This is a genomic window from Williamsia phyllosphaerae, from assembly GCF_014635305.1.
Lineage (GTDB): Bacteria > Actinomycetota > Actinomycetes > Mycobacteriales > Mycobacteriaceae > Williamsia_A > Williamsia_A phyllosphaerae.
In genome coordinates, this window is record NZ_BMCS01000001.1 from 2,872,424 (window position 1) to 2,893,716 (window position 21,293).

Here is a 21,293-nt window from a genome sequence, read left to right on the forward strand (position 1 = left end):
GACGGTGGGTCGGCTCTCGCGTGGTGTGGCAGGGACGTCAGTCGCCCAGACGCTCCCCGGTGGTCGGGTGGAACAGGTGCACGGTGGGATCGGACTGCTGCAGACGGATCTGCTCACCGATCTTCGCCGGGCCACGCACCGAGGTCCGCGAGACCAGGGTGACCTCGCCGCCGTCGATGGTGCGCACGGCCGGGTCGTCGACCGTCGCGTAGACGTAGGTCTCGCTGCCGAGCTCCTCGAGCAGGCTCACCGTGGCCGGTACGCCGTCGCCGGTGTCGCTGAGCGAGAACGCCTCCGGGCGGACGCCGACGATGGCGGAGTCCAGTCCGAGCTTGCCGATGCCGGCGAGCGCGGTGCGCGGGACCGCCACGGTGGATCCGCCGATGGTGACCCCGTCGTCGGTGAGCGGCGCGGTGAACAGATTCATCGCGGGGGAGCCGATGAACCCGGCCACGAAGGCGTTGACCGGCCGGTCGTACAGCTCGGTCGGGGTGCTGAACTGCTGCAGCTTGCCGTCGCGCAGCACCGCGACGCGGTCGCCCATCGTCATGGCCTCCACCTGGTCGTGGGTGACGTACACGGTGGTGGTGCCGAGGCGTCGCTGTAGGGCGGCGATCTGGGTGCGGGTCTGCACACGCAGTTTGGCGTCGAGGTTCGACAGCGGCTCGTCCATGCAGAACACCTGCGGGTCGCGGACGATGGCGCGGCCCATGGCGACCCGCTGACGCTGGCCACCGGAGAGCTTGCCCGGCTTGCGATCGAGGAAGTCGGTGAGGTCGAGCAGCTTGGCGGCGTCGGCCACCTTCTGCTTGCGCTCCTCGACGCCGATGCCGCGCATCTTCAGCGCGAAGCCCATGTTCTCGCCGACGGTCTTGTTGGGGTAGAGCGCGTAGTTCTGGAACACCATCGCGATGTCGCGGTCCTTGGGGGCTACGCCGACCATGTTGGTGCCGCCGATGTTGATCGCGCCGCTGTCGATCTCCTCGAGGCCGGCGAGCATCCGCAGCGCGGTGGACTTGCCGGAACCGGACGGTCCGACGAGGACGACGAACTCGCCGTCGGCGATGTCGAGGTTGAGTGAGTCGACGGCCAGTTTGTCGGCGCCGGGGTAGACGCAGCAGGCGTTGTCGTAGGTGATGGAAGCCATGGTGATCTCCTGGGTTGGGAGGGAGGTGTGACGGGGACGGATCAGGTGGTGGGCGCGGTCACTTGATGGCGCCGAAGGACAGGCCGCGGACCAGCTTGTTCTGGGCGATCCAGCCGCAGATGACGACCGGGAGCGCGGCCAGGACCGACGCCGCGGAGAGCTGCGCCCAGAACAGTCCCTGTCCGGACATGAAGCCGGTCAGGAAGACCGGCATGGTCTGCGCGTTCACCGCGGTCATGTTGACCGCGAAGAAGAACTCGTTCCACGAGAAGATGACGCAGATCAGGGCGGTGGCGGCGATGCCGGGGGAGATCAGCGGCAGGATGACCTCGCGGACCGAGGTCCACAGGCTCGCGCCGTCGATGCTCGCGGCCTCCAGGAGTTCCTTGGGGACCTCCATGAAGAACGACCGCATCATCCAGACCGCGATGGGCAGGTTCATCGCCGTGTAGAGGACGACCAGCGTCCAGATGTTGTCGAGCATCCCGATCTTGCCGACGATCACGTACAGCGGGATGATCGCCGCGACGATCGGCAGCATCTTCGTGCTCAGGAAGAAGAACAGGGCGTCGGAGGTCTTGCGGACCGGCCGCAGCGACAACGCGAACGCGGCGGGCACGCCGAGCAGCAGCACGAGGATCGTCGACGCGACGGTCGCGAACACCGAGTTGAGCAGCGGTGTACCGATTCCCGCGTCGAAGACGTTGCGGAACTGGTCGAGCGTCGGGGTGAAGAAGAAGGTCGGCGGATTGGTGTTGGCGTCGCTCTCCTTCTTGAACGCGGTGAGCACCATCCAGAGCACCGGGAAGAAGAACCCGATGGACAGGATCCAGGTGAAGGCGGTCAGCAGACCGGCCTGCGGCCGCCGCTTGCGACGGATCACCGGGGTGGGTGTCGTGTCGGTCGTGACGGGACGGGTGGGGGTTGTGGTGGCCATCAGACCGCCTCCTGGGTTCCGCTGAAGGACTTGAAGATGAGTCGGAGGGCCAGCGTCGCCACCACCATGGTGCCGATGACGGTGACCACGCCCATGGCCGCGGCCTGGCCGATGTCGAAGCCGAGGAAGGCCCGCTGGTAGATGTAGAACGGTAGGTTCGAGCTGGCCACACCGGGTCCGCCGGAGGTCATCATGTAGACCGCGTCGAACGTGTTCACCAGGTAGATCGCGCCGAGGACGGTGCCGAGTTCGATGAACCGCCGCAGGTGGGGCAGCGTCAGCTCCCGGAAGAGCCGGAAGCTGGTGGCGCCGTCGACCTTCGCGGCCTCGGAGATGTCCTTGGGCATCGACTGCAGGCCGGCGAGGATGAGCAGCATCATGAACGGCGTCCACTGCCAGACGAGTTCACCCATGACGCTGGCGAGCGGATACTCGCTGAGCCAGTCGGTCTCGACGCCGAACGGACTCAGCGCGTAGTTCAGCAGTCCACTGGTGGGGGAGAGCAGGCTGGTCTTGAACAGCAGCGCCGACGCGACCGGGGTCACCAGGAACGGGGTGATCAGCAGGGTGCGGACGATGCTGCGGCCGACGAACTTGCGATCCAGCAGCAGGGCGAAGATCAGGCCGAACACGACCGAGATGATCACCGTCCCGACGATGAGGAGCACCGTGTTCAGGGTGACGGTCCAGAACTGGGTGTCCTTGAAGACCTGGACGTAGTTGTTGAGCCAGTTGAACTCCCGTGAACCCGGGCGGACCAGGTTCCACGACTGCGTCGAGTAGTACAGCGTCACGATGAACGGGATCTGCGTGACGATGACCATGAAGATCAGCGCCGGGAGCAGTGGCCCACGTCGTCGCCAGCCCTCGGCACGGGTGATGTGGTCACGCCCGGAGGTGATGGGCGTCCGTTCGCGGGACGCGTCAGCGTCCGGTTCGGCAAGTGCGGTGGCCACGGGTCACCTCTCGTTCTTGTAGGTGTTGCCGACGGTCTCGGCGTAGGTCTGCGACTGCTTGAGCGCGTCCTCCACGCTGATCTGCCCCGCGATCGCGGCGGAGATCTGTTGGCTGACGCGGGTTCCGAGGTCCTGGAACTCCGGGATGGCGAGGAACTGGACGCCGGTGTAGGGCACGGGCTCGAGCGACGGCTTGAGCTGGTCGGCCGCCTTCATCGCCGACAGTGTGGGCTCGGCGAAGGCCTGTGAGACCTCCTTGTAGGCGGGCAGCTCGTAGGTGGAGAGTCGGCTGCCCGGCGGGACGTGGCTGGCCCCGAGCTTCTCGGCGACGTAGGCGATGTACTTCTTGTTGGTCATCCAGTTGATGAACTTCCAGGCGTCGTCCTTCTTCTTGCTCGACGACGGGATGCCCAGCGACCAGGTGTAGAGCCACCCGTTGTCGCCCTTGGCCATGCTCGGCGCCTGCGCGTAGCCGACGTCACCGGCGATGGTCGAGGTGTCCGGGCTCTCCAGCACCGACACCGCCGACGTCGCGTCGTACCACATGGCGGTCTGCCCCTGCGACAACAGGTTTCCGCATTCCTGGAAGCCGGACGACGCCGCGCCGGGCTCGCCGTACTTGCGGACGGTGTCGACGTAGAACTTCACCGCCGCGGTCACCTGTGGACTGGTCAGCTGAGCGTTCCAGTTCTCGTCGTACCACCGGCCGCCGAAGGCGTTGATCACGGTGTCGAGCGGGGCGAGCACCTCACCCCAGCCGGGCTTGCCGCGCAGGCAGATCCCGGAGACGTTGCCGCGGTTGAGCTTCGCGGCGACCTCGGCCACCTCCGGCCAGGTGGGTTTCGCGGGCAGGCTCACGCCGGCCTGGGCGAACATCTTCTTGTTGTACATCAGGAATGACGACTCCCCGTAGAACGGTGCGGAGTACATCCCGCCCTGGTAGGACAGGGCGTCCTTCAGGGTCGGGATGAAGTCGTTCGCGTCGTAGTCGGGCACCGAGTTCATGTACGGGGTCAGGTTCACCAACCACCCGTTCTCCGCCCACTGCTGGGTCTCGTAATTGCTGATCATCACCACGTCGAACTCGCCACCGCCGGTGGCCACCGATGCGGTGATCTTCGCGCGTGCCTGGTTCTCCGAGAGGGTGACGAACTTGAGCTTGACGCCCGGGTTGTCCTTCTCGAACTGTCCGGACAGCGAGATCGCGTCGGTCATCTGCGAGTTGGACACCAGCGCGATGGTGACCGACTCGCCGCCGCCGTCGGTGAACGAACCCGCCCCCGCGCAGGCGGACGCGGCCAGCCCGACGGTCGCCATCACGGCGACACCTGCCGTTCTGCGGCGCCAGGACCGCCCTATCATTCGGCGGAGGCCTGCCCCCGCAGTCGTGAGTTGTACAGTCACCGTTGACCTTTCTGTTCTGACAGCAGCCACTGCGTGGTCGCGAGGTCGGTGACCAGGATGGTCGCGAACCCCCCGCGCAGTGCCCCGAGAATCGACTCCTGGCGATGAGCTCCGCCGGAGACGAGGATGGTGGTCGTGCACTCGTGCACGTGCGACAGCGGCACCGAGACGGTGCGGCCGACGAGGGATGAGTCGACCGGGACCCCGTCGATGTCGTAGAAACGCCCGCCGATCTCGCCGACCGCGCCGAGGTGCTCGAGCTCGACGAGCACGGCGCTGTCGATGAACGAGCCCTCGAACAGGGTGGTCGACGTCGAGACCGAGCCGACGCCGAAGAGCATCACCTCGGCGTTCTCGGCGGCGAGCAACGGTTGCGAGAGGATCGAGTCGCGGCGCATCGCGGTGACGGTGTCGGCGTCTGCGTACAGCGGTGCGATCAGGCGCATCGGTTGTGCGCGAAGCTGTTCGGAGAACCGGGACAGCGCGTGATCGACGCCGGTGTGGTAGTCGATCGACGACATCGACCCGTCCATCTGCACCACGCGACGGCACGAGGCGTTGCGTGCGGTCAGCGCATCGGCGACGGCGACCTGCTCGGGACCCCAGGTGAACCCGAAGGTGTCGGTGGGTTGGATCCGACGGGCCAGGACCGACGCGCCGGCCCGTCCGAGGGCGGCGTCGCCCGACGGGGTGCCATCGGCGGGGGAGTCCATGATCAGGACCTCGTCGAGACCGAAGGCCTGCTCCATCTCCCGCTCGGCGTCCGGGTGGATCGAGCTGCCGAGGTGATCGGGGGCGGCGACGCTGACGGTGACCAGGCCCTGGGCGCGTGCCCGCTGCACGAGACGTCCCGCGGTCGGCCTCGACACCCCGAGGCGGGCGGCGATCTCGGCCTGCGTGGCCCCTTCGAGGTGGTACATGGTCGCGGCACGCAGCAGCAGTCGGATGTCCTGGCCGGAGTCGGCCGTGACACCGGACTGACGGGGTGACTGCGGCGCGGTCATCGTCATCTCCTCGTCGTCGAGGCGTGAGCAGATGCTCACTAGCGGTTCATATGTTCAATACGCTAGCATCCTGAATGTGACGCACACAACACTTTCGGCCGGAATACCGGTCATCACCGACACCATGCGGGCGTCGGTCCTCATCGAGACCGGACGTGTCGAGGTACAGGAGCGACTGGTTCCCACCCCGGGCCCGGGGGATGTACTCGTCGAGATCGCGGCTGTCGGCGTCTGCGGATCGGACGCGCACTACTACCGGCACGGACGGATCGGCGAGTACGTCGTGACCGCGCCGATCGTCCTGGGCCACGAGGCGTCCGGGCGCATCGTCGCGGTGGGGGCGGGGGTGTCGGGGTCGCGGATCGGCGAGCGGGTGTCGATCGAACCCCAGCGTCCCGATCCGGATTCGGTCGAATCGCGTCGCGGGGATTACAACCTGTGTCCGCACATGGAGTTCTATGCGACGCCGCCGATCGACGGTGCGCTCGCGCAGTACGCGACCATCGGTTCCGCCTTTGCCCACCCGGTGCCCGACGAGGTCAGCGACATCGCCGCCGCGCTGTTCGAGCCGCTGTCGGTGGGCATAGCGTCGATCCGCAAGGCCGGCGTCGTGGCGGGTGGGTCGGTGCTCATCGCCGGTGCGGGTCCGATCGGTCTGGTGTGCGCGCAGGTCGCACGGGCCCACGGTGCGACGCGGATCGTGCTGTCGGACATCAACTCCGCCCGTCTGGAGACCGCCCTGCGGTTCGGTGCGACGGCCACCGTGGGGCCCGACGATGTCGCGGGCCTCGAGCCGTTCGACGCCTTCGTCGACGCGTCCGGGGCGCCGTCGGCGATCGCCGCGGGGATCGGCGCGGTCCGTCCGGCGGGCCGGGTGGTCCTGGTCGGCATGGGTGCGGCGGAACTGACGATCCCCGTCTCGATCGTGCAGAACCGCGAGCTGATCCTGACCGGGGTGTTCCGCTACGCGAACACCTGGCCCACGGCGACGGCGTTGGTCACCGCGGGTCTCGTCGACCTCGATGCACTGGTCACCGGTCGTTACGCCCTCGACGAGGTGGCCGACGCCCTCGACGCGGATCGCGTCGAGGGCAGTATCAAGGCAGTCGTCCTCCCCCAACTGGTGTCCGACGGACACCCGGCAGCAGAAAGGCGGTCATCGTGACGCAGACAGTCCACGGCGCCACGGCGGGGATCGGCCCCGTCACCCCACTCGACGACGAGCATGTCGCCGAGATCGAATCGACCGAGGTCCCGCGGTACGCCCGTCACGAGCAGCCCTGCGGAATCGTGCATTTCGGCGTCGGCGGGTTCCATCGCGCGCATCAGGCCATGTACGTCGACCGGTTGCTCGGCGGTGTCGGCGACCACGGACGGGGTTCGGACATGCCGTGGACCATCTGCGGCGTCGGCGTGCTGCCGGGTGACAAGCGCATGCGCGACGCGCTCGCACCCCAGGACGGTCTGTACACCCTGACCCTCAAACACCCCGACGGTCAGGTCGAGACCACGGTCATCGGGTCGATCGTCGACTACCTCTTCGCGCCCGACGACCCGGAGAAGGTCATCGAGACCCTTGCCGCTCCGACCACCCGCATCGTGTCGCTGACCGTCACCGAGGGTGGCTACAACATCTCCAGTTCGACCGGGGAGTTCGATCTGCGTGCGCCCGACGTCGAGGCCGATCTCGCGCCGAACGCGATCCCGCGCACCACGTTCGGACTGATCACCGAGGCGCTGCATCGCCGCCGCGAGCGTGGGATCGCATCGTTCACCGTGATGAGCTGCGACAACATCCCGGGCAACGGCCACATGGCGCGGCGTGTGTTCACCGCGTTCGCGCACGCCAAGGATCGCGACCTCGCGGAGTGGATGGAGCTGCACACCAGCTTCCCGAACTCGATGGTCGACCGCATCACGCCGGCCACACCGGCCGAGCTCGCACACGAGGTGGCGGCGCGGACCGGACTCATCGACCGATGGCCGGTCGTCGCCGAACCCTTCACCCAATGGGTGCTCGAGGACGACTTCGCCGACGGACGACCGCCGTTCGAGGACGTCGGGGTGCAGATGGTCGCCGACGTCGCCCCGTATGAGCTGATGAAGCTGCGACTCCTCAACGCCGGCCACCAGACGTTGTGCTACTTCGGTTACCTGATGGGATACCGGCTGGTCGACGAGGCTGCACGGGATCCGTTGCTGGAGAGCCTGTTGCGCGCATACATGCAGAAGGAGGGTCGTCTGACCCTGCCCGCCGTCCCCGGGGTCGACGTCGACGAGTACATCGACACCCTGCTCGAGCGGTTCTCCAACCCGGCGATCGGCGACACCATCGCCCGGTTGTGCGCAGAGTCGTCCGATCGCATCCCGCAGTGGCTGGTACCGGTCATCGTCGAGCGCCTACGCGACGGCGGATCGGTCACCGTCGCGGCGGCGGTGGTGGCGTCCTGGACGCGATACGCCGAGGGGCTCGACGAGCAGGGGGAGCCCATCGAGGTGGTCGATCAGCGCGCTGAGATGTTGTCGCCGTTGGCGCGTGACAGTCAGCAGGACCCGCGGGCCTTCGTCGGGGTCACCGACCTGTTCGGCGACCTTGCCGACGACGCGACGTTCATGGAGTCCTACACATGGGCGCTGACGTCGCTGCGCGAGCGTGGAGCCCGGGAGACGCTCGTTGAGTTGGTGGGCGACGCCTCCTGATCGACGCGCGCAGGCGGTCGTTCCCGGCGTCGGGCCTCAGCGGTAGGTCCGGGCCTGCGCGGCGCGGTACTGCTCGAGGATCGACGGGTCGGGGTCGGCCTCGAACCGTTCGGTTCCCGACTGCGACCAGCGCGGCGGCGTGGCGGCCTCGGTCAGCGCCCACGCCGCCTGACGCGCGGCGCCGTCGGCGACGTATTCGCCTGGCTCGGGCACCGACACCGGCAGTCCGAAGATCGCGGGTGCCAACTCACGGATCGCGCGCGACCGCACCCCGCCGCCGACGAGGATGATCCGCTGCGTGTCGACGCCCTGGTCGGCGATGAACCCGAGACCGTCGGCGAGGGAGCAGAGCAGGCCTTCGACCGCGGCGCGTGCGATCGTCGCCGGGGTGGTGTTCGCGACCGACAACCCGGCCAGGGTGGCGCGGGCGTCGGGGAGATTGGGGGAGCGTTCGCCCTCAAAGTACGGGATCAGCGACACCCCGCCCGAGCCGGGAGCCGACGACAGCGCGAGGTCGGACAGGACGTCGAGGTCGACCCCGAGCATGCGGGCGATCGAGGCCAGGACCGGTGCGCCGTTGAGCGTGCACACCAGGGGCAGTTGGCGTCCGGTGGCGTCGGCGAATCCGGCCACGTATCCGGCGGCGTCGTGCGAGCCGACGTCGGTCACCGCCGAGACCACCCCGGACGTGCCGAGCGAGACGATGACGTCTCCGGGTCGCGCGTCGAGCGCCAGTGCGGCCGAGGCGTTGTCGCCTGCCCCGGCGCCGAGGCGGGCACCCCAGGTGCTCTCGCCCGCAGAATCGTGCGGCCCGAGAACCCGAGGCACAGAAGGGGTTCGGCCGCGCATCGCCATCGTCAGCAGGTCGTGGTCGTAGGCGCCGGTCTCGGCGGAGAAGTAACCGGTGCCGCTGGCGTCGCTGCGGTCGGTGGCCAGGTCGGCGAGGTCTCCACCGCCCCGCAGCTGCCAGGTCAGCCAGTCGTGCGGCAGACAGACCGCGGCGGTCGCGTCGGCGTGCGACGGTTCGTGGTCGGCGAGCCAGCGCAGCTTGGTCGCGGTGATCGATGCCACCGGCACCACCCCGATGCGTGCCGCCCACTCGGCAGGCCCGCCGAGTTCGTCGATCAGATCCTGCGCTGCGTCCGCCGAGCGGGTGTCGTTCCACAGCAACGCATCCCGTACCGGGTTCCCGTCGGCGTCGAGGCAGATCATCCCGTGTTGCTGTGCGCCGACCGACACCGCGGCGACATCATCGAGGCCACCGGCGTCGGCGATCGCGGAGTGCATGGCACGCAACCACTCACGAGGGTCCACCTCGGTACCCGGTGGGTGCGCGGCCCGCCCGGATCGGACGAGGGCCCCGTCGTCGGCGTCGCGGACGACGACCTTGCAGGACTGTGTCGACGAGTCGATTCCGGCCACGAGAGTCACCGTGGTCACGCTACCCGGACCGTCAGTCGAGCAACTCAAGAAGCGCCACGGGACCCTGCGCGAACGCATCGGCGACCGACACGGTCCCGGAGAACTCGTCGGTGGTGGTGCGCGATCGCCAGCGGCCCGCCGGCAGCTCGACGACCGTCGCGGCGGCCGCGTCGGGATCGGTGATCCGCACACGCGCGGCGAGCACCAGCACATCGGTGCCGCGAGCGAACGCGACGACCTCGTCGGCGGCCGGCCCGGTGGCGTACACCGGGGCATATGCGCCGTCGGCGCCGAACGACGCAGGGTGGTCGCGACGAAGTGCGAGCGCGGCCGTCACGACCGCGGTCTTCGGATGGTTGAGCGACTGACCGAAATCGACCGGGCGACGGTTGTCCGGATCGACGAGGGTGTCCTCGAACCATTCCGTGCCCTGATAGATGTCACCGAATCCGGGAACCAGCAGACCGAGGGCCTTGTGGGCCACGCAGACGTCGACGATGTCGGCGCGCATGGTCTCGATCAGTCCCGAGATCCCCACGCCCACCGGTCCGTCGAGGACGTCGTCGACCCAGGAGTGGATCGCCGATTCCATCTCGTCATCGGAGTCGGTCCACGACGTGACGAGCGCGGCCTCGCGGATCGCCTTGGTGGTGAAGTCGTGGAGTCGTTCCCGGACACTCGCGTCGGGGACACCGTCCAGCGGCCACACCCCGATGATGTTCTGCACCAGGAACAGTCCGGTCACCGCGTCTGGCGGGGGTGTCGCCGACACCATCGACGCGACGAGCTCGGAGAACTGATCGGGGTACCGGGTCAGCAACCCGATGCGGGCACGGACGTCCTCACCACGCTTGGTGTCGTGGGTCGACAACGTCGTCATCGCCGACGGCCAGTCCCGTGCCCTGGCGACGTTGAACGCATGGAACTCGTCGACGGTCGTACCGAACCGACCGGGGTCGCCGCCGACCTCCTGCAGGCCGACGAGTCGGGCCGTGCGATAGAACAGACAGTCCTCGACGCTCTTCGCGGTGGTCGCTCCGCAGACCTGGGCCAGGCGTGCGGACGGTTCCCCGTCCGAGGCGACCGCGTCGGCGATCATCCTGATCGCGGAGCCCAGTTCGGGGAGGCGGTCGCGCACCTCGTCGAACGTGGCGTCCAGACGCGACCGCAGGGTGGGGTAGTCGGCGCGGTACACGCCCAGGGACGCGACGACCTCACCGATGGCCGCGTCGAGCTCGGCGGCGGGCACCGCGGTGGCATCGGTGTCGCCGGCGTCGCGCGCGGCCATCCGGATCGCACGGGCGAGGCGCGCCCGTTCGGCGGGGAACATCTCGTCCAGGGTGCCGAGTTTGATCGCGTGCTCGGCGGTGTCGATCCAGTCGCGGTCGCCCGGGTTGCCGGTGACGCTGCGGTGCAGTTCGGTGAACGTCTCGACCGTGGTCGCGTCGACGAAGACGCCGTCGAGCACCCGCAGTGCCTCGTACCCGGTGGTGCCGTCGACCGGGAGCGCCGGGTCGAGATCCTCGTCCACCGACAGCACCTTCTCGATGAGCAGCAGCCGATCGTCGCCGATGTCGGCGCGCAACTGCTCGAGGTAACCCATCGGGTCGGTGAGGCCGTCGGGATGATCGACGCGCAATCCGTCGACGAGATCCTCGGCGACGAGACGGTGCACCAGCGTGTGGGTCGCGGCGTACACCGCCGGGTCCTCCTGGCGCATCCCGGCCAGTCCGTTGACCGCGAAGAACCGCCGGTAGCCGATGAGCCCGGAGTCCCAGGCCACCAGCCGGTACGCCTGGCCGTCGTGCGCCGTCTGCGGTGAGGTGGTGTCGGTGTGGGGTGCGAGCGGGAAGCGGTGTTCGTAGAAGCCCAGTTCCGTTGCGCCGGAGTCGTTCGTCTCCAGGGTCAGGGCCTCGACGTCGTCGGGCTGCCCGAGGACCGGCAGCGCGATGCGGCCGTCCGCGCCGTTGTCCGGGGCCCAGTCGATGTCGAAATGGTGCGCGAATTCCGAGGCGCTGCCGTGGGTGAGGACGTCCCACCACCACGGGTTCTGGCGGGGGCCCTCGACGCCGGTGTGATTGGGCACGATGTCGACGATGATCCCGAGCCCGGCGTCCGACGCCGCCCGACGCAGAGTCCGCAGACCGTCCATGCCGCCGAGGATTTCGGCGACCTCCGGTGGTGGCACCCAGTCGTAACCATGGGTCGATCCGGCCATCGCCGTCCCGATCGGTGACAGGTACAGATGGCTGACGCCCAACGCGCTGATGTGCGGGATCTGCCGGGCCGCATCGGCGAAGGTGAACTCGGCGGTCAACTGCAGGCGGTAGGTGGCGACGAACGCCGGTCGTACGCCTGCGGTGTCGGTCGTGCTCATGGCTCAGCGCACCTTGCGCAGGACGAGCAGCGAACGGTCGCGCACCATCACCGACGACCCGGTCGAGGCCCGCACCGTGCTCGAACCGGTCGCGTCGGCGGTGTCGAGCACGCCCTCCCACTCCGACCCGTAGTAGTCCGACGGCAACTGGAAATCGAGCGGTTCGTGGTGGGCGTTGAAGCACAGGATGAAGGTGTCGTCGACCACGAGCCGTCCGCGGACGTCCTTCTCGCCGATACCCTCCCCGTTGAGGTACACCGCGAGGCTCTTGCCGAACCCGCTGTCCCAGTCGGCCTCGTTCATCTCCTGGCCGGCCGGTGTGAGCCACGCGATGTCCCGCGACTGGTCACCCGAGCGGATGGGCCGACCGGCGAAGAACCGCCGACGGCGGAACACCGGGTGCTCGGTGCGCAGCGCGATGGCCCGGCTGGTGAAGGTGACCAGGTCGGCGTTGGACTCCGCCAACGACCAGTCCATCCACGCGAGCGGGGAATCCTGGCAGTAGACGTTGTTGTTGCCCTGCTGGGTACGACCCATCTCGTCGCCGTGGGCGATCATCGGCGTGCCCTGGCTCAGCGCCAGCGTCGCGAGGATGTTGCGCTGCTGGCGAGCGCGTAGTCCCTCGATGGCAGGATCGTCGGTCGGACCCTCGACGCCGCAGTTCCACGACCGGTTGTGGCTCTCGCCGTCGCGGTTGTCCTCGCCGTTGGCCTCGTTGTGCTTCTCGTTGTAGGACACGAGATCTCGCAACGTGAAGCCGTCGTGGGCGATGACGAAGTTGATGCTGGCACCCGGACGTCGTCCGGTGTCCTCGTACAGATCCGACGAGCCGGTCAGACGAGAGGCGAACTCGCCCAACGTCGACGGCTCACCGCGCCAGTAGTCGCGGACGGTGTCGCGGTACTTGCCGTTCCACTCCGTCCACAGGCCGGGGAAGTTGCCCACCTGGTAGCCGCCCTCGCCGACGTCCCACGGTTCGGCGATGAGCTTGACCTGACTGACCACCGGATCCTGTTGCACCAGATCGAAGAAGGCCGACAGCTTGTCGACGTCGTGGAGTTCGCGTGCCAGGGTCGAGGCGAGGTCGAAGCGGAACCCGTCGACGTGCATCTCGAGCACCCAGTAGCGCAGCGAGTCCATGATCAGCTGCAACGTGTGCGGGTGCCGCACGTTGAGGCTGTTGCCGGTACCGGTGTAGTCCATGTACATCTCGGGCTGCCCGTCGACCAGACGGTAGTAGGCGGCGTTGTCGATGCCACGCATACAGATCGTCGGGCCCATGTGGTTGCCCTCGGCGGTGTGGTTGTAGACCACGTCGAGGATGACCTCGATACCCGCCTCGTGGAAGGAGCGGACCATGGCCTTGAACTCGGTCACCTCGCCACCGGCACGCTTGTTGGCCGCGTACCCACCGTGCGGCGCGAGGAAGCCGAAGCTGTTGTAGCCCCAGTAGTTCCGCAACCCCTGGTCGAGCAGAGTCTGGTCCTGCAGGAACTGATGGACCGGCATCAGCTCGATCGCGGTCACGCCGAGGTCGGTGAGGTGGTCGATGATCGCCGGGTGCGCCAGTCCGGCGTAGGTGCCGCGCAGCTGCTCGGGCACCTCGGGGTGGGTGGCGGTCATCCCCTTGACGTGCGCCTCGTAGATCACCGTCTCGTGGTACGGACGGTTCGGTGCGCGGTCGTGCTGCCAGTCGAAGAACGGGTTGATGACCACCGAGGTCATCGTGTGACCCAGAGAGTCGAGGCCGGGCATCCCGGGGACGTCGGGATCGGTGATGTCGGCGTCGATGGGCGAGCCGTCGTGGACCGTGTCGGACTCGTCGGACACCGGTTCGGAGGACGCGGCGGTCGACGGTGGCGGCGACGCGGGCGGCACCTCGGCGTCGGTCGCGGCCTGTTTCTGCTGCTGCTCGGGCTGTTCGAGGAGTCCGGATGTCCCCGACTCGTCGGCGTCACCGGTGCCGGCAACCGGTGCGACGGGATCCTCGGTGTCGATGTCCTCGTCGCCGGGCAGTTCGATCGGGTAGGAGTACAGCGAACGGTCCCCGTCGAACTCGCCGAAGAACGACTTGCCGTACGGGTCGACAAGCAGTTTCGACGAATCGCAGCGCAGCCCCCGCGCCGGATCGTAGGGGCCGTGAACCCGGTAGCCGTACCGCTGGCCGGGGGCCACCGACGGGAGATAGCAGTGCCAGACGTAGCCGTCGACCTCGTCGAGCCGGACGCGGGTCTCGGTGCCGTCCTTGCCGATCAGGCACAACTCGACCACGTCGGCGACCTCGGAGAACAACGAGAAGTTGGTGCCCGCGCCGTCGTAGGTGGCGCCCAGTGGATACGCGGTTCCCGGCCACACCATGAGCTGGCTCGGAGTGGTGGCGAGCGTCGCGTCCACCAGACTCTCGGTCGGATCGCCGATCGTGGTGTCCGGCGTTTCTGTCATTCCCACCCTTGCGACGTCATCCTGGGAGCTTATCCGGCCGGGCCGGTCCGCTCATCTCGGGCGGTGCAGATCACGCCGGGTGCTCAGGCCCAGGGGAAGACGAGCTTCAACTGCCGATCGAGCTCGGGAGCGAGGCTCCGCACGAAGGTCGCGCTGAGGTGGTGCCAGTCGTGATAGACGGAGATGTTGCCGATGATCGCGGGGCACAGGGTGTCGGTGCACCAGCCCTTGCTGAGGTCGATCGGGTGCACGTTCGGGTAGTCCGCGACGATCGCGTCGGTCGGGTTCGTGGTCGAGTACTCGGGGTCCCGAGGGGTGCCGCACGACTTCGCGTCGCCGCCGTCGGCCAGACACGTCGGACTGTCGATGGCTCCCTTGCCGTTGTGCGGCCAGACGCTGTCCCGCACACCGAGAACCGGGATGCCCGCCTGCTTGAAACGGTCGAAGATCGGCAGGTAGTCCGGCGGCACCCATTCGCCGAGCACACCCTTGCGAGGACGCGTGGAGTTGGTGAACACCGCGTCCGGCTTGTCGGCGATGAGACGGTCCATCACCTTCCCGACCCAGGTGTAGCAGGCCGGGTACGGCACGCCGTCCACCGAGACGTTGGGGTCGACCGACAGCGGACACCCGAACTTGAGGTAGGTCGTCACGCGGAAGTGGTTCTGCTTGCCCAGCATGTCGAGCGCCGATATCCAGTACTCGGCGTGCGAGCCGCCGGCGAGGGCGATGGTCTTCGTGGCCGTCGGATCGCCGTAGACCGCGACGTGGATGTCGGGGTCCTTGAAGTCGCTGATGTTGCCCTGATACGACGTCTCGGGCAGGTCCTTGAGGACCTCGAGCGCCTTGGGCACCGGGTCGACCTTGGGGACCGGGACATCATCGATGAGCGCGCGGGCACCCGGATAGATGCGCGGGTCGAGGTTGGTCGTGTCGACGACGATGTTGTCGACGTGACGTTCCCATGCCTTGATGCCGACGCCGGTGACCAGCACACCGACCACGAGCAGCGTCGTCAGGGCTCCGGTGTAGCTCAGCACCGCAGTACGTGCTCGTCGGCCACGAGACGATGTGGTGGGCAGTACCGGATCCCGCAGCGAATCAGAGGTCGCCGCTCCGTCGGCGCGGTGGTGACCGACCTTCGTCGTCGAGCGCTTCGCGCGCAGAGGATCCTCGACGTAGCGCTTGGTCAGCCACGCCAGTGCGATCGACAGCGCGATCAGGACGACACCCTCGGCGAAGTTCGCGTCGTTTTTGTCCCGCCACGCCAGGTAGAAGATCAGCAGCGGCCAGTGCCAGAGGTACAGCGCGTAGGAGATCGATCCCAGCCAGACCGGGAACCGACTCGCCAGACCGCGGTTGATCACCGGCATATCGACGCGTGCGCCGCGCTGGTTCGCCGTCGCGCCCGACCAGATGATGGCCAGGGTCGCGAGCACGGGAACCAGGGCGAGCGGGCCGGGGTAGGACTCGACGCCGACGATCCACCAGCCGCAGGTGACGATGAGCGCGAGTGCGGCGACGGCCACCAGGTTGCGCAGGATCGTCGGGACACGCCACCGCGGCATCCACACCGCGAGCAGTCCGCCGGCCAGCGGTTCCCAGGTGCGCGCGATCGTGTCGTAGTAGTTGAACTGCTGGTTGATCGGCATCCGCATGTGTGCCCAGTAGAACGACACGGCGGCCACGCCGATGATCGCTGTCGCGACGATCGCGCGGATGACGGCCGGACGCCGTAGCTGCGGCACGACGCGGGCCGCCAGCTTGAGCACGCCGCCGAAAGCCAGGGCGGTGAGGATCGTGATGACGAAGAACTGTCCCTGCACCGACATCGACCACAGATGCTGCAGAGGACTGTTGGCCGAGCTCGCGGCGGCGTAGTCCTGGGAATTGAACGCCAGGAACCAGTTCTGGTAGTACAGCGCGCTGGCGACGACCTCGCGTCCGGTCGCCACCCAGCGTGTCTGCGGGAAGACGACGATGGTCAGGACCGTGACGACGAGCAGCACCGTGATCAGCGCCGGCAACAGCCGGCGGGCCAGGCGGGTCAGTCGGGTGACCGGGTTGATGGCGTCGCGCAGCGTGACCGACGGACTCTGCGTGACGATGACGTGTTTGAGGAGCGACCCGACGAAGAAGTAGCCCGACAGCGTCAGGAAGACGTCGACGCCACCGGACACGCGGCCGAACCAGATGTGGAAACAGGCGACCAGGGTGATGGCGATGCCGCGGAGTCCGTCGAGGTCGGTCCGATACGCCGAGGCGGGGTCGGCAGGCACCGTGCGCTGCCGCTCCGAGGAGCGGCTGGGGGCGGTCACCACGTGGTTGGTCTCGCTAGCTGTCGGGGGAAACGTCCGACACTCGGCGGTGTGAGCGTCGGCGAGGAGTCGCGGTCGTCGGTACGTAATGTACCCGTCGTTACCGTGAATTCCACTTCCGCGACGCCTTGCCGCGCCGGTCGACCTGGCGAAACGGATGCGCGGACCGCCGCTCGCGCGGTAGCGTCACCGGCCCTGCGGGGCCGCACCGCAGGGTGGATACGCTCGCGGGATGGCACGGAAACCGCTGACCAGCGCCGAGATCACGGCGATCGACGACGAGTTGATCTGGCATCCGTACGGCTCCATGACGGCCGGCGGACCCGCACCGCTGGTGGTCGAATCCGCCGCGGGCACCAGGATCCGGCTGGCCGACGGACGTGAGGTCGTCGACGGCATGAGCTCGTGGTGGGCGGCGATCCACGGATACGCCCACCCGGTTCTCGACGCAGCCGCCCGGTCCCAACTCGACTCGATGGCCCACGTGATGTTCGGCGGCCTCACCCACGAGCCGGCCGCCCGGCTCGCGCGGCTGCTCGTCGACATCACGCCCGAACCGCTGCAGCGGGTGTTCTTCTGCGACTCGGGGTCGGTGTCGGTGGAGGTCGCGGTCAAGATGGCGTTGCAGTACTGGCGCGGACAGGGCATCGACCGCCCGCGCCTGCTGACCTGGCGCGGCGGATATCACGGTGACACCTTCACGCCCATGAGCGTCTGCGACCCCGACGGAGGCATGCACTCGCAGTGGACGGGCGTCCTGCGCGACCAGGTGTTCGTCGGACCGCCCCCGTCGGAGTACCGCCCCGAATACGTCGCCGAGCTCGCCGATGCGGTCGCCGCACACCGATCCGAGCTGGCCGCGGTGATCGTCGAACCCGTGGTCCAGGGAGCCGGCGGGATGCGGTTCCACGACCCGCGCTACCTCGCTGATCTGCGGCGTATCTGCGACGACAACGACGTCCTGCTGATCTTCGACGAGATCGCCACCGGCTTCGGTCGCACCGGCGCCCTGTTCGCCGCCGAGCACGCGGGGGTCGCCCCGGACATCATGTGCGTCGGCAAAGCGCTGACCGGCGGCTACCTGACGATGGCAGCGACCCTGTGCACCGAGCGGATCGCCACCACGATCAGTGAGGGCGAGATGGGTGTGCTCGCCCACGGCCCCACCTTCATGGCCAACCCCCTGGCGTGCGCGGTCTCGGTCGCGTCGATCGAACTGCTGCTCGACGGTGACTGGAGAGGCCGGGTGGCCGCGATCGGGACCCGGCTGCGCGAGGGCCTCGAACCGCTACGCCAGCACGACTCGGTCGTCGACGTGCGCGTGCTGGGTGCGATCGGGGTGGTCCAGCTCGACTCGGCCGTCGACATGGCCGTCGCGACCGGCGCGGCGGTCGACGCGGGTGCGTGGCTGCGGCCGTTCGGTGCGCTGGTCTACGCCATGCCGCCGTTCATCTCCTCGGTCGACGACATCGACACCGTCGTCGCGGCCATCACCGCCGTGGTGCACGCGCACACCCGCTGAGACGTCGAGTGGGCGGCTGCGGACGTCGAGTGGGCGGTAACGGCCGTGTGAGACGCTGAGCGACGATGAATGCGCCTGATTCCCCCCGTCCCTCGGCACTCGACTGGCTGGTCGAGGCGGCGCGCGTGCGCGACGCCGAAGGGCTGCACCGCACCCTGATCCCGCGCCACGCCGGCGACGATGTCCTCAACCTCGCGTCCAACGACTACCTGGGTCTGTCCACCGATCCGCGGGTGATCACCGGCGCGACCGAGGCCGTTCAAACCTGGGGTGCGGGTGCGACCGCGTCGCGACTCGTCACCGGGACCACCGCCCTGCACGACGATCTCGAACACGAACTCGCCGAATTCCTCGGGACCGCGAGCGCGCTCGTCTTCTCCTCCGGTTACCTGGCGAACGTCGGGGTGATCACCGCGCTCATGGGGCGCGGGGACCTCATCGTCAGCGACGGTGGTGCGCACGCGTCCTTGATCGACGGATGCCGCCTCTCCCGGGCGCGGGTCGTGGTCGTCGACCGCGGCGACCACGAGGCCGTCCGGACCGCGCTGCGCGAGCGCACCGAGGACCGCGCGATGGTGGTGACGGACTCCGTGTACAGCATCGACGGTGCCGTCGCCCCGGTCGCCGAGCTCTACGCCGCGGCCCGCGAGCACGGCGCGCTGCTCGTGGTCGACGAGGCGCATGCGCTCGGTGTGCGTGGTCGCGGCGGTCGCGGGGTCGTCGACGAACTCGGACTGACCGGCGCTGTCGACCTCGTGGTCACCGCGGTGCTGTCGAAGTCGTTCGGATCGCAGGGCGGCCTGGTCGCCGGGCCGGCGACCCTGCGGGACCATCTCGTCGACCGCGCACGGTCGTTCATCTTCGACACCGGCTTGGCGCCGTCGGCCGTCGGTGCCGCGCGAGCCGCACTCGGTGTCCTGCGCGCCGAACCCGACCTGTGCGACCGCGTCCGTGACAACGCCCGACGACTGGCGGCCGCCTGCGACGCCGAGGCCCCGTCCGCCGCCGTGGTGTCGTTGATCATCGGTGAGCCCGCCGACGCGCTCGAGGTGGCCCGTCGCTGCCGGGCCGACGGCGTCGTCGTCGGGTGCTTCCGGCCGCCGTCGGTCCCGCCGGGCACGTCGCGCATCCGACTCACCGTCCGCGCCGATCTGGACGCCGACCAGCTCGATCGGGTCGCCCAGGTCGTCAACCGTGCGCGCGCGGCCGTCGTCGCGGCGGACGCGGTCATCCGCTGATGTCGGTCCTGATCGTCACCGGGACGTCCACCGATGTCGGCAAGACCATCGCGACCGCCGCCATCGCTGCCGCGGTGGCAGAGGCCGGCGCCTCGGTCGGGGTCTGCAAACCCGGGCAGACCGGCGTCGCGCCGGGCGAGCCCGGCGACATCGACGAGGTCGTGCGGCTGACCGGGGTGACCTCGACCGTCGAGGGGGCCCGATACCCCGAGCCGCTGGCACCCGAGACCGCGGCCGCTCGCGCCGGGATGCCTCCGCTGACCCTGACGTCGATCACCGACGCCGTGGCCCGGGTCGGGGACTGTGACGTCGTCCTCGTCGAGGGGGCCGGGGGAGTGCTCGTCCGACTGGGTGTCGACCTGACCGTGCTCGACGTGGCGACCGCGCTGTCGGCGCCGGTGGTCGTGGTGGCCGCGGCCGGACTGGGCACCCTGAACCACACCGAACTCACCGTCGACGCCATCCGTGCGCGCGGCATCGAGGTCAGCGGCATCATCATCGGTTCCTGGCCCGACGAACCCGATCTGGCCACCCGCTGTAATCGCGTGGACCTGCCGCGACTGACCGACACGCCGATCATTGGCGTCGTTCCCGCCGGCGCGGGGCGTCTGACACGCGCAGACTTCACCGAGCGAGCGCCCGGGTGGTTCGACCCACACTGGGTGCGGGGCCTGAAGGCGGGATAGGGCACACTGGGTCGCGGCCGTCACTCCCACGCCCCACCGGGCGCATGTTTCCGACGGCCCCGCAGTGATCGCACGACGTCATCGAGGAGGGCCCGTGACCCAGGCTCCTGTCCGCCCGGATCAGCCGGGAACCCATGCAGACGAGGCCGACATCCTCGACCTGGCCCGCGAGAAGGTGCTCGAGCGCGGTGAACCGCTGACCCAGGCCGAGACCCTGTCGGTGCTGCAGCTCGGCGACGACCGCCTGACCGATCTGCTGCAGCTCGCCCACGACGTACGCATGAAGTGGTGCGGCCCGGAGGTCGAGGTCGAGGGCATCATCTCGCTCAAGACCGGCGGCTGCCCCGAGGACTGCCACTTCTGCTCGCAGTCGGGGCTGTTCACCTCGCCCGTGCGCAGCGCGTGGATCGACATCCCGTCGCTCGTCGAGGCGGCCAAGCAGACCGCGAAGACCGGCGCGACGGAGTTCTGCATCGTCGCCGCCGTCCGCGGACCCGACAAGCGTCTGATGAGTCAGGTCGCCGCCGGCATCGAGGCCATCCGCAACGAGGTCGACATCCAGATCGCCTGCAGCCTGGGCATGTTGACCCAGGAGCAGGTCGACGAGCTCGCGGCCATGGGCGTACACCGCTACAACCACAACCTCGAGACCGCCCGGTCGCACTTCCCGAACGTGGTCACCACGCACACGTGGGAGGAGCGCGAGGGCACCCTGCGCATGGTGCGCGAGGCCGGCATGGAGGTCTGCTGCGGCGGCATCCTCGGCATGGGTGAGTCGTTGGAGCAGCGCGCCGAGTTCGCGGCCGATCTCGCGGCGCTGAACCCCGACGAGGTCCCGCTCAACTTCCTCAACCCGCGTCCGGGCACCCCCTTCGGTGACCTCGACGTGCTGCCCGCCGCCGACGCGCTGCGCGCGGTCGCGGCGTTCCGACTGGCGTTGCCGCGCACCATCCTGCGCTTCGCGGGCGGACGCGAGATCACCCTCGGTGACCTCGGCGCCAAGCAGGGCATCCTCGGCGGCATCAACGCGGTGATCGTGGGCAACTACCTCACCACCCTGGGCCGTCCCGCCGAAGCCGATCTCGATCTGCTCGTCGACCTGCAGATGCCGATCAAGGCTCTCAACGACAGCATCTGAGT

Annotated in this window: 15 protein-coding genes; 6 read left to right on the top strand and 9 right to left on the bottom strand. The window is 68.6% G+C overall.

The window, feature by feature from the left end:
* Positions 1 to 37: 37 nt before the first annotated feature.
* From IEV93_RS13445 to IEV93_RS13465, 5 genes are all read right to left on the bottom strand, one after another.
* Positions 38 to 1,147 (bottom strand): ABC transporter ATP-binding protein, encoded by a 1,110-nt coding sequence (locus IEV93_RS13445; RefSeq protein ID WP_188490175.1) that lies wholly within the window; start codon positions 1,145 to 1,147, stop codon positions 38 to 40.
* Between the two features lie 58 nt (positions 1,148 to 1,205).
* Positions 1,206 to 2,084 carry a carbohydrate ABC transporter permease gene (locus IEV93_RS13450; protein WP_188490176.1) on the bottom strand — a complete coding sequence of 293 codons (879 nt, stop codon included), beginning with the start codon at positions 2,082 to 2,084 and terminating at the stop codon, positions 1,206 to 1,208.
* On the bottom strand, positions 2,084 to 3,040 hold the full coding sequence (locus tag IEV93_RS13455) for a carbohydrate ABC transporter permease (RefSeq protein ID WP_188490177.1): 957 nt from the start codon (positions 3,038 to 3,040) through the stop codon (positions 2,084 to 2,086). The genes IEV93_RS13450 and IEV93_RS13455 overlap by 1 nt, the downstream gene beginning before the upstream one ends.
* 3 nt (positions 3,041 to 3,043) lie before the next feature.
* Complete coding sequence (locus IEV93_RS13460) at positions 3,044 to 4,357, bottom strand: ABC transporter substrate-binding protein (protein ID WP_229705180.1); 1,314 nt, start codon at positions 4,355 to 4,357, stop codon at positions 3,044 to 3,046.
* An 83-nt stretch (positions 4,358 to 4,440) separates the two neighbouring features.
* Positions 4,441 to 5,448 (bottom strand): sugar-binding transcriptional regulator, encoded by a 1,008-nt coding sequence (locus IEV93_RS13465; RefSeq protein WP_188490594.1) that lies wholly within the window; start codon positions 5,446 to 5,448, stop codon positions 4,441 to 4,443.
* Between the two features lie 124 nt (positions 5,449 to 5,572).
* Between IEV93_RS13465 and IEV93_RS13470 the strand changes: the two genes are divergently transcribed.
* Together IEV93_RS13470 and IEV93_RS13475 are read left to right on the top strand one after the other, a co-directional pair.
* The gene (locus tag IEV93_RS13470) at positions 5,573 to 6,613 is read left to right on the top strand and encodes an NAD(P)-dependent alcohol dehydrogenase (RefSeq protein ID WP_188490593.1); all 1,041 of its coding nucleotides are present in this window, start codon (positions 5,573 to 5,575) and stop codon (positions 6,611 to 6,613) included.
* On the top strand, positions 6,610 to 8,148 hold the full coding sequence (locus IEV93_RS13475; RefSeq protein WP_371873816.1) for a mannitol dehydrogenase family protein: 1,539 nt from the start codon (positions 6,610 to 6,612) through the stop codon (positions 8,146 to 8,148). Before IEV93_RS13470 ends, IEV93_RS13475 begins: the two co-directional genes overlap by 4 nt.
* Positions 8,149 to 8,184: 36 nt before the next feature.
* Here the strand turns inward: IEV93_RS13475 and IEV93_RS13480 are convergent, their stop codons facing one another.
* The 4 genes from IEV93_RS13480 to IEV93_RS13495 form a co-directional block, all read right to left on the bottom strand.
* A complete protein-coding gene (locus tag IEV93_RS13480; RefSeq protein WP_188490596.1) occupies positions 8,185 to 9,579 on the bottom strand; it encodes a xylulokinase in 1,395 nt (464 codons plus the stop codon).
* Positions 9,580 to 9,601: 22 nt separating this feature from the next.
* The gene (gene treY / locus IEV93_RS13485) at positions 9,602 to 11,947 is read right to left on the bottom strand and encodes a malto-oligosyltrehalose synthase (RefSeq protein WP_188490179.1); all 2,346 of its coding nucleotides are present in this window, start codon (positions 11,945 to 11,947) and stop codon (positions 9,602 to 9,604) included.
* A gap of 3 nt (positions 11,948 to 11,950) precedes the next feature.
* Positions 11,951 to 14,389 (bottom strand): glycogen debranching protein GlgX, encoded by a 2,439-nt coding sequence (gene glgX, locus IEV93_RS13490; RefSeq protein ID WP_188490180.1) that lies wholly within the window; start codon positions 14,387 to 14,389, stop codon positions 11,951 to 11,953.
* An 83-nt stretch (positions 14,390 to 14,472) separates the two neighbouring features.
* The gene (locus IEV93_RS13495; protein ID WP_229705088.1) at positions 14,473 to 16,707 is read right to left on the bottom strand and encodes an acyltransferase family protein; all 2,235 of its coding nucleotides are present in this window, start codon (positions 16,705 to 16,707) and stop codon (positions 14,473 to 14,475) included.
* A gap of 247 nt (positions 16,708 to 16,954) precedes the next feature.
* On the opposite strand from IEV93_RS13495, the gene IEV93_RS13500 reads away from it, so the two are divergent.
* The 4 genes from IEV93_RS13500 (at position 16,955) to bioB (ending at position 21,291) form a co-directional block, all read left to right on the top strand.
* Positions 16,955 to 18,229, top strand: a complete 1,275-nt coding sequence (locus IEV93_RS13500; protein ID WP_188490598.1) for an adenosylmethionine--8-amino-7-oxononanoate transaminase — start codon at positions 16,955 to 16,957, stop codon at positions 18,227 to 18,229.
* 65 nt (positions 18,230 to 18,294) lie between these two features.
* Positions 18,295 to 19,467 (top strand): 8-amino-7-oxononanoate synthase, encoded by a 1,173-nt coding sequence (locus IEV93_RS13505; protein ID WP_188490181.1) that lies wholly within the window; start codon positions 18,295 to 18,297, stop codon positions 19,465 to 19,467.
* Positions 19,467 to 20,153 carry a dethiobiotin synthase gene (gene bioD, locus IEV93_RS13510; protein WP_188490182.1) on the top strand — a complete coding sequence of 229 codons (687 nt, stop codon included), beginning with the start codon at positions 19,467 to 19,469 and terminating at the stop codon, positions 20,151 to 20,153. The genes IEV93_RS13505 and bioD overlap by 1 nt, the downstream gene beginning before the upstream one ends.
* Before the next feature lie 94 nt (positions 20,154 to 20,247).
* Positions 20,248 to 21,291, top strand: a complete 1,044-nt coding sequence (bioB, locus tag IEV93_RS13515; protein WP_188490183.1) for a biotin synthase BioB — start codon at positions 20,248 to 20,250, stop codon at positions 21,289 to 21,291.
* Positions 21,292 to 21,293: the final 2 nt, after the last annotated feature.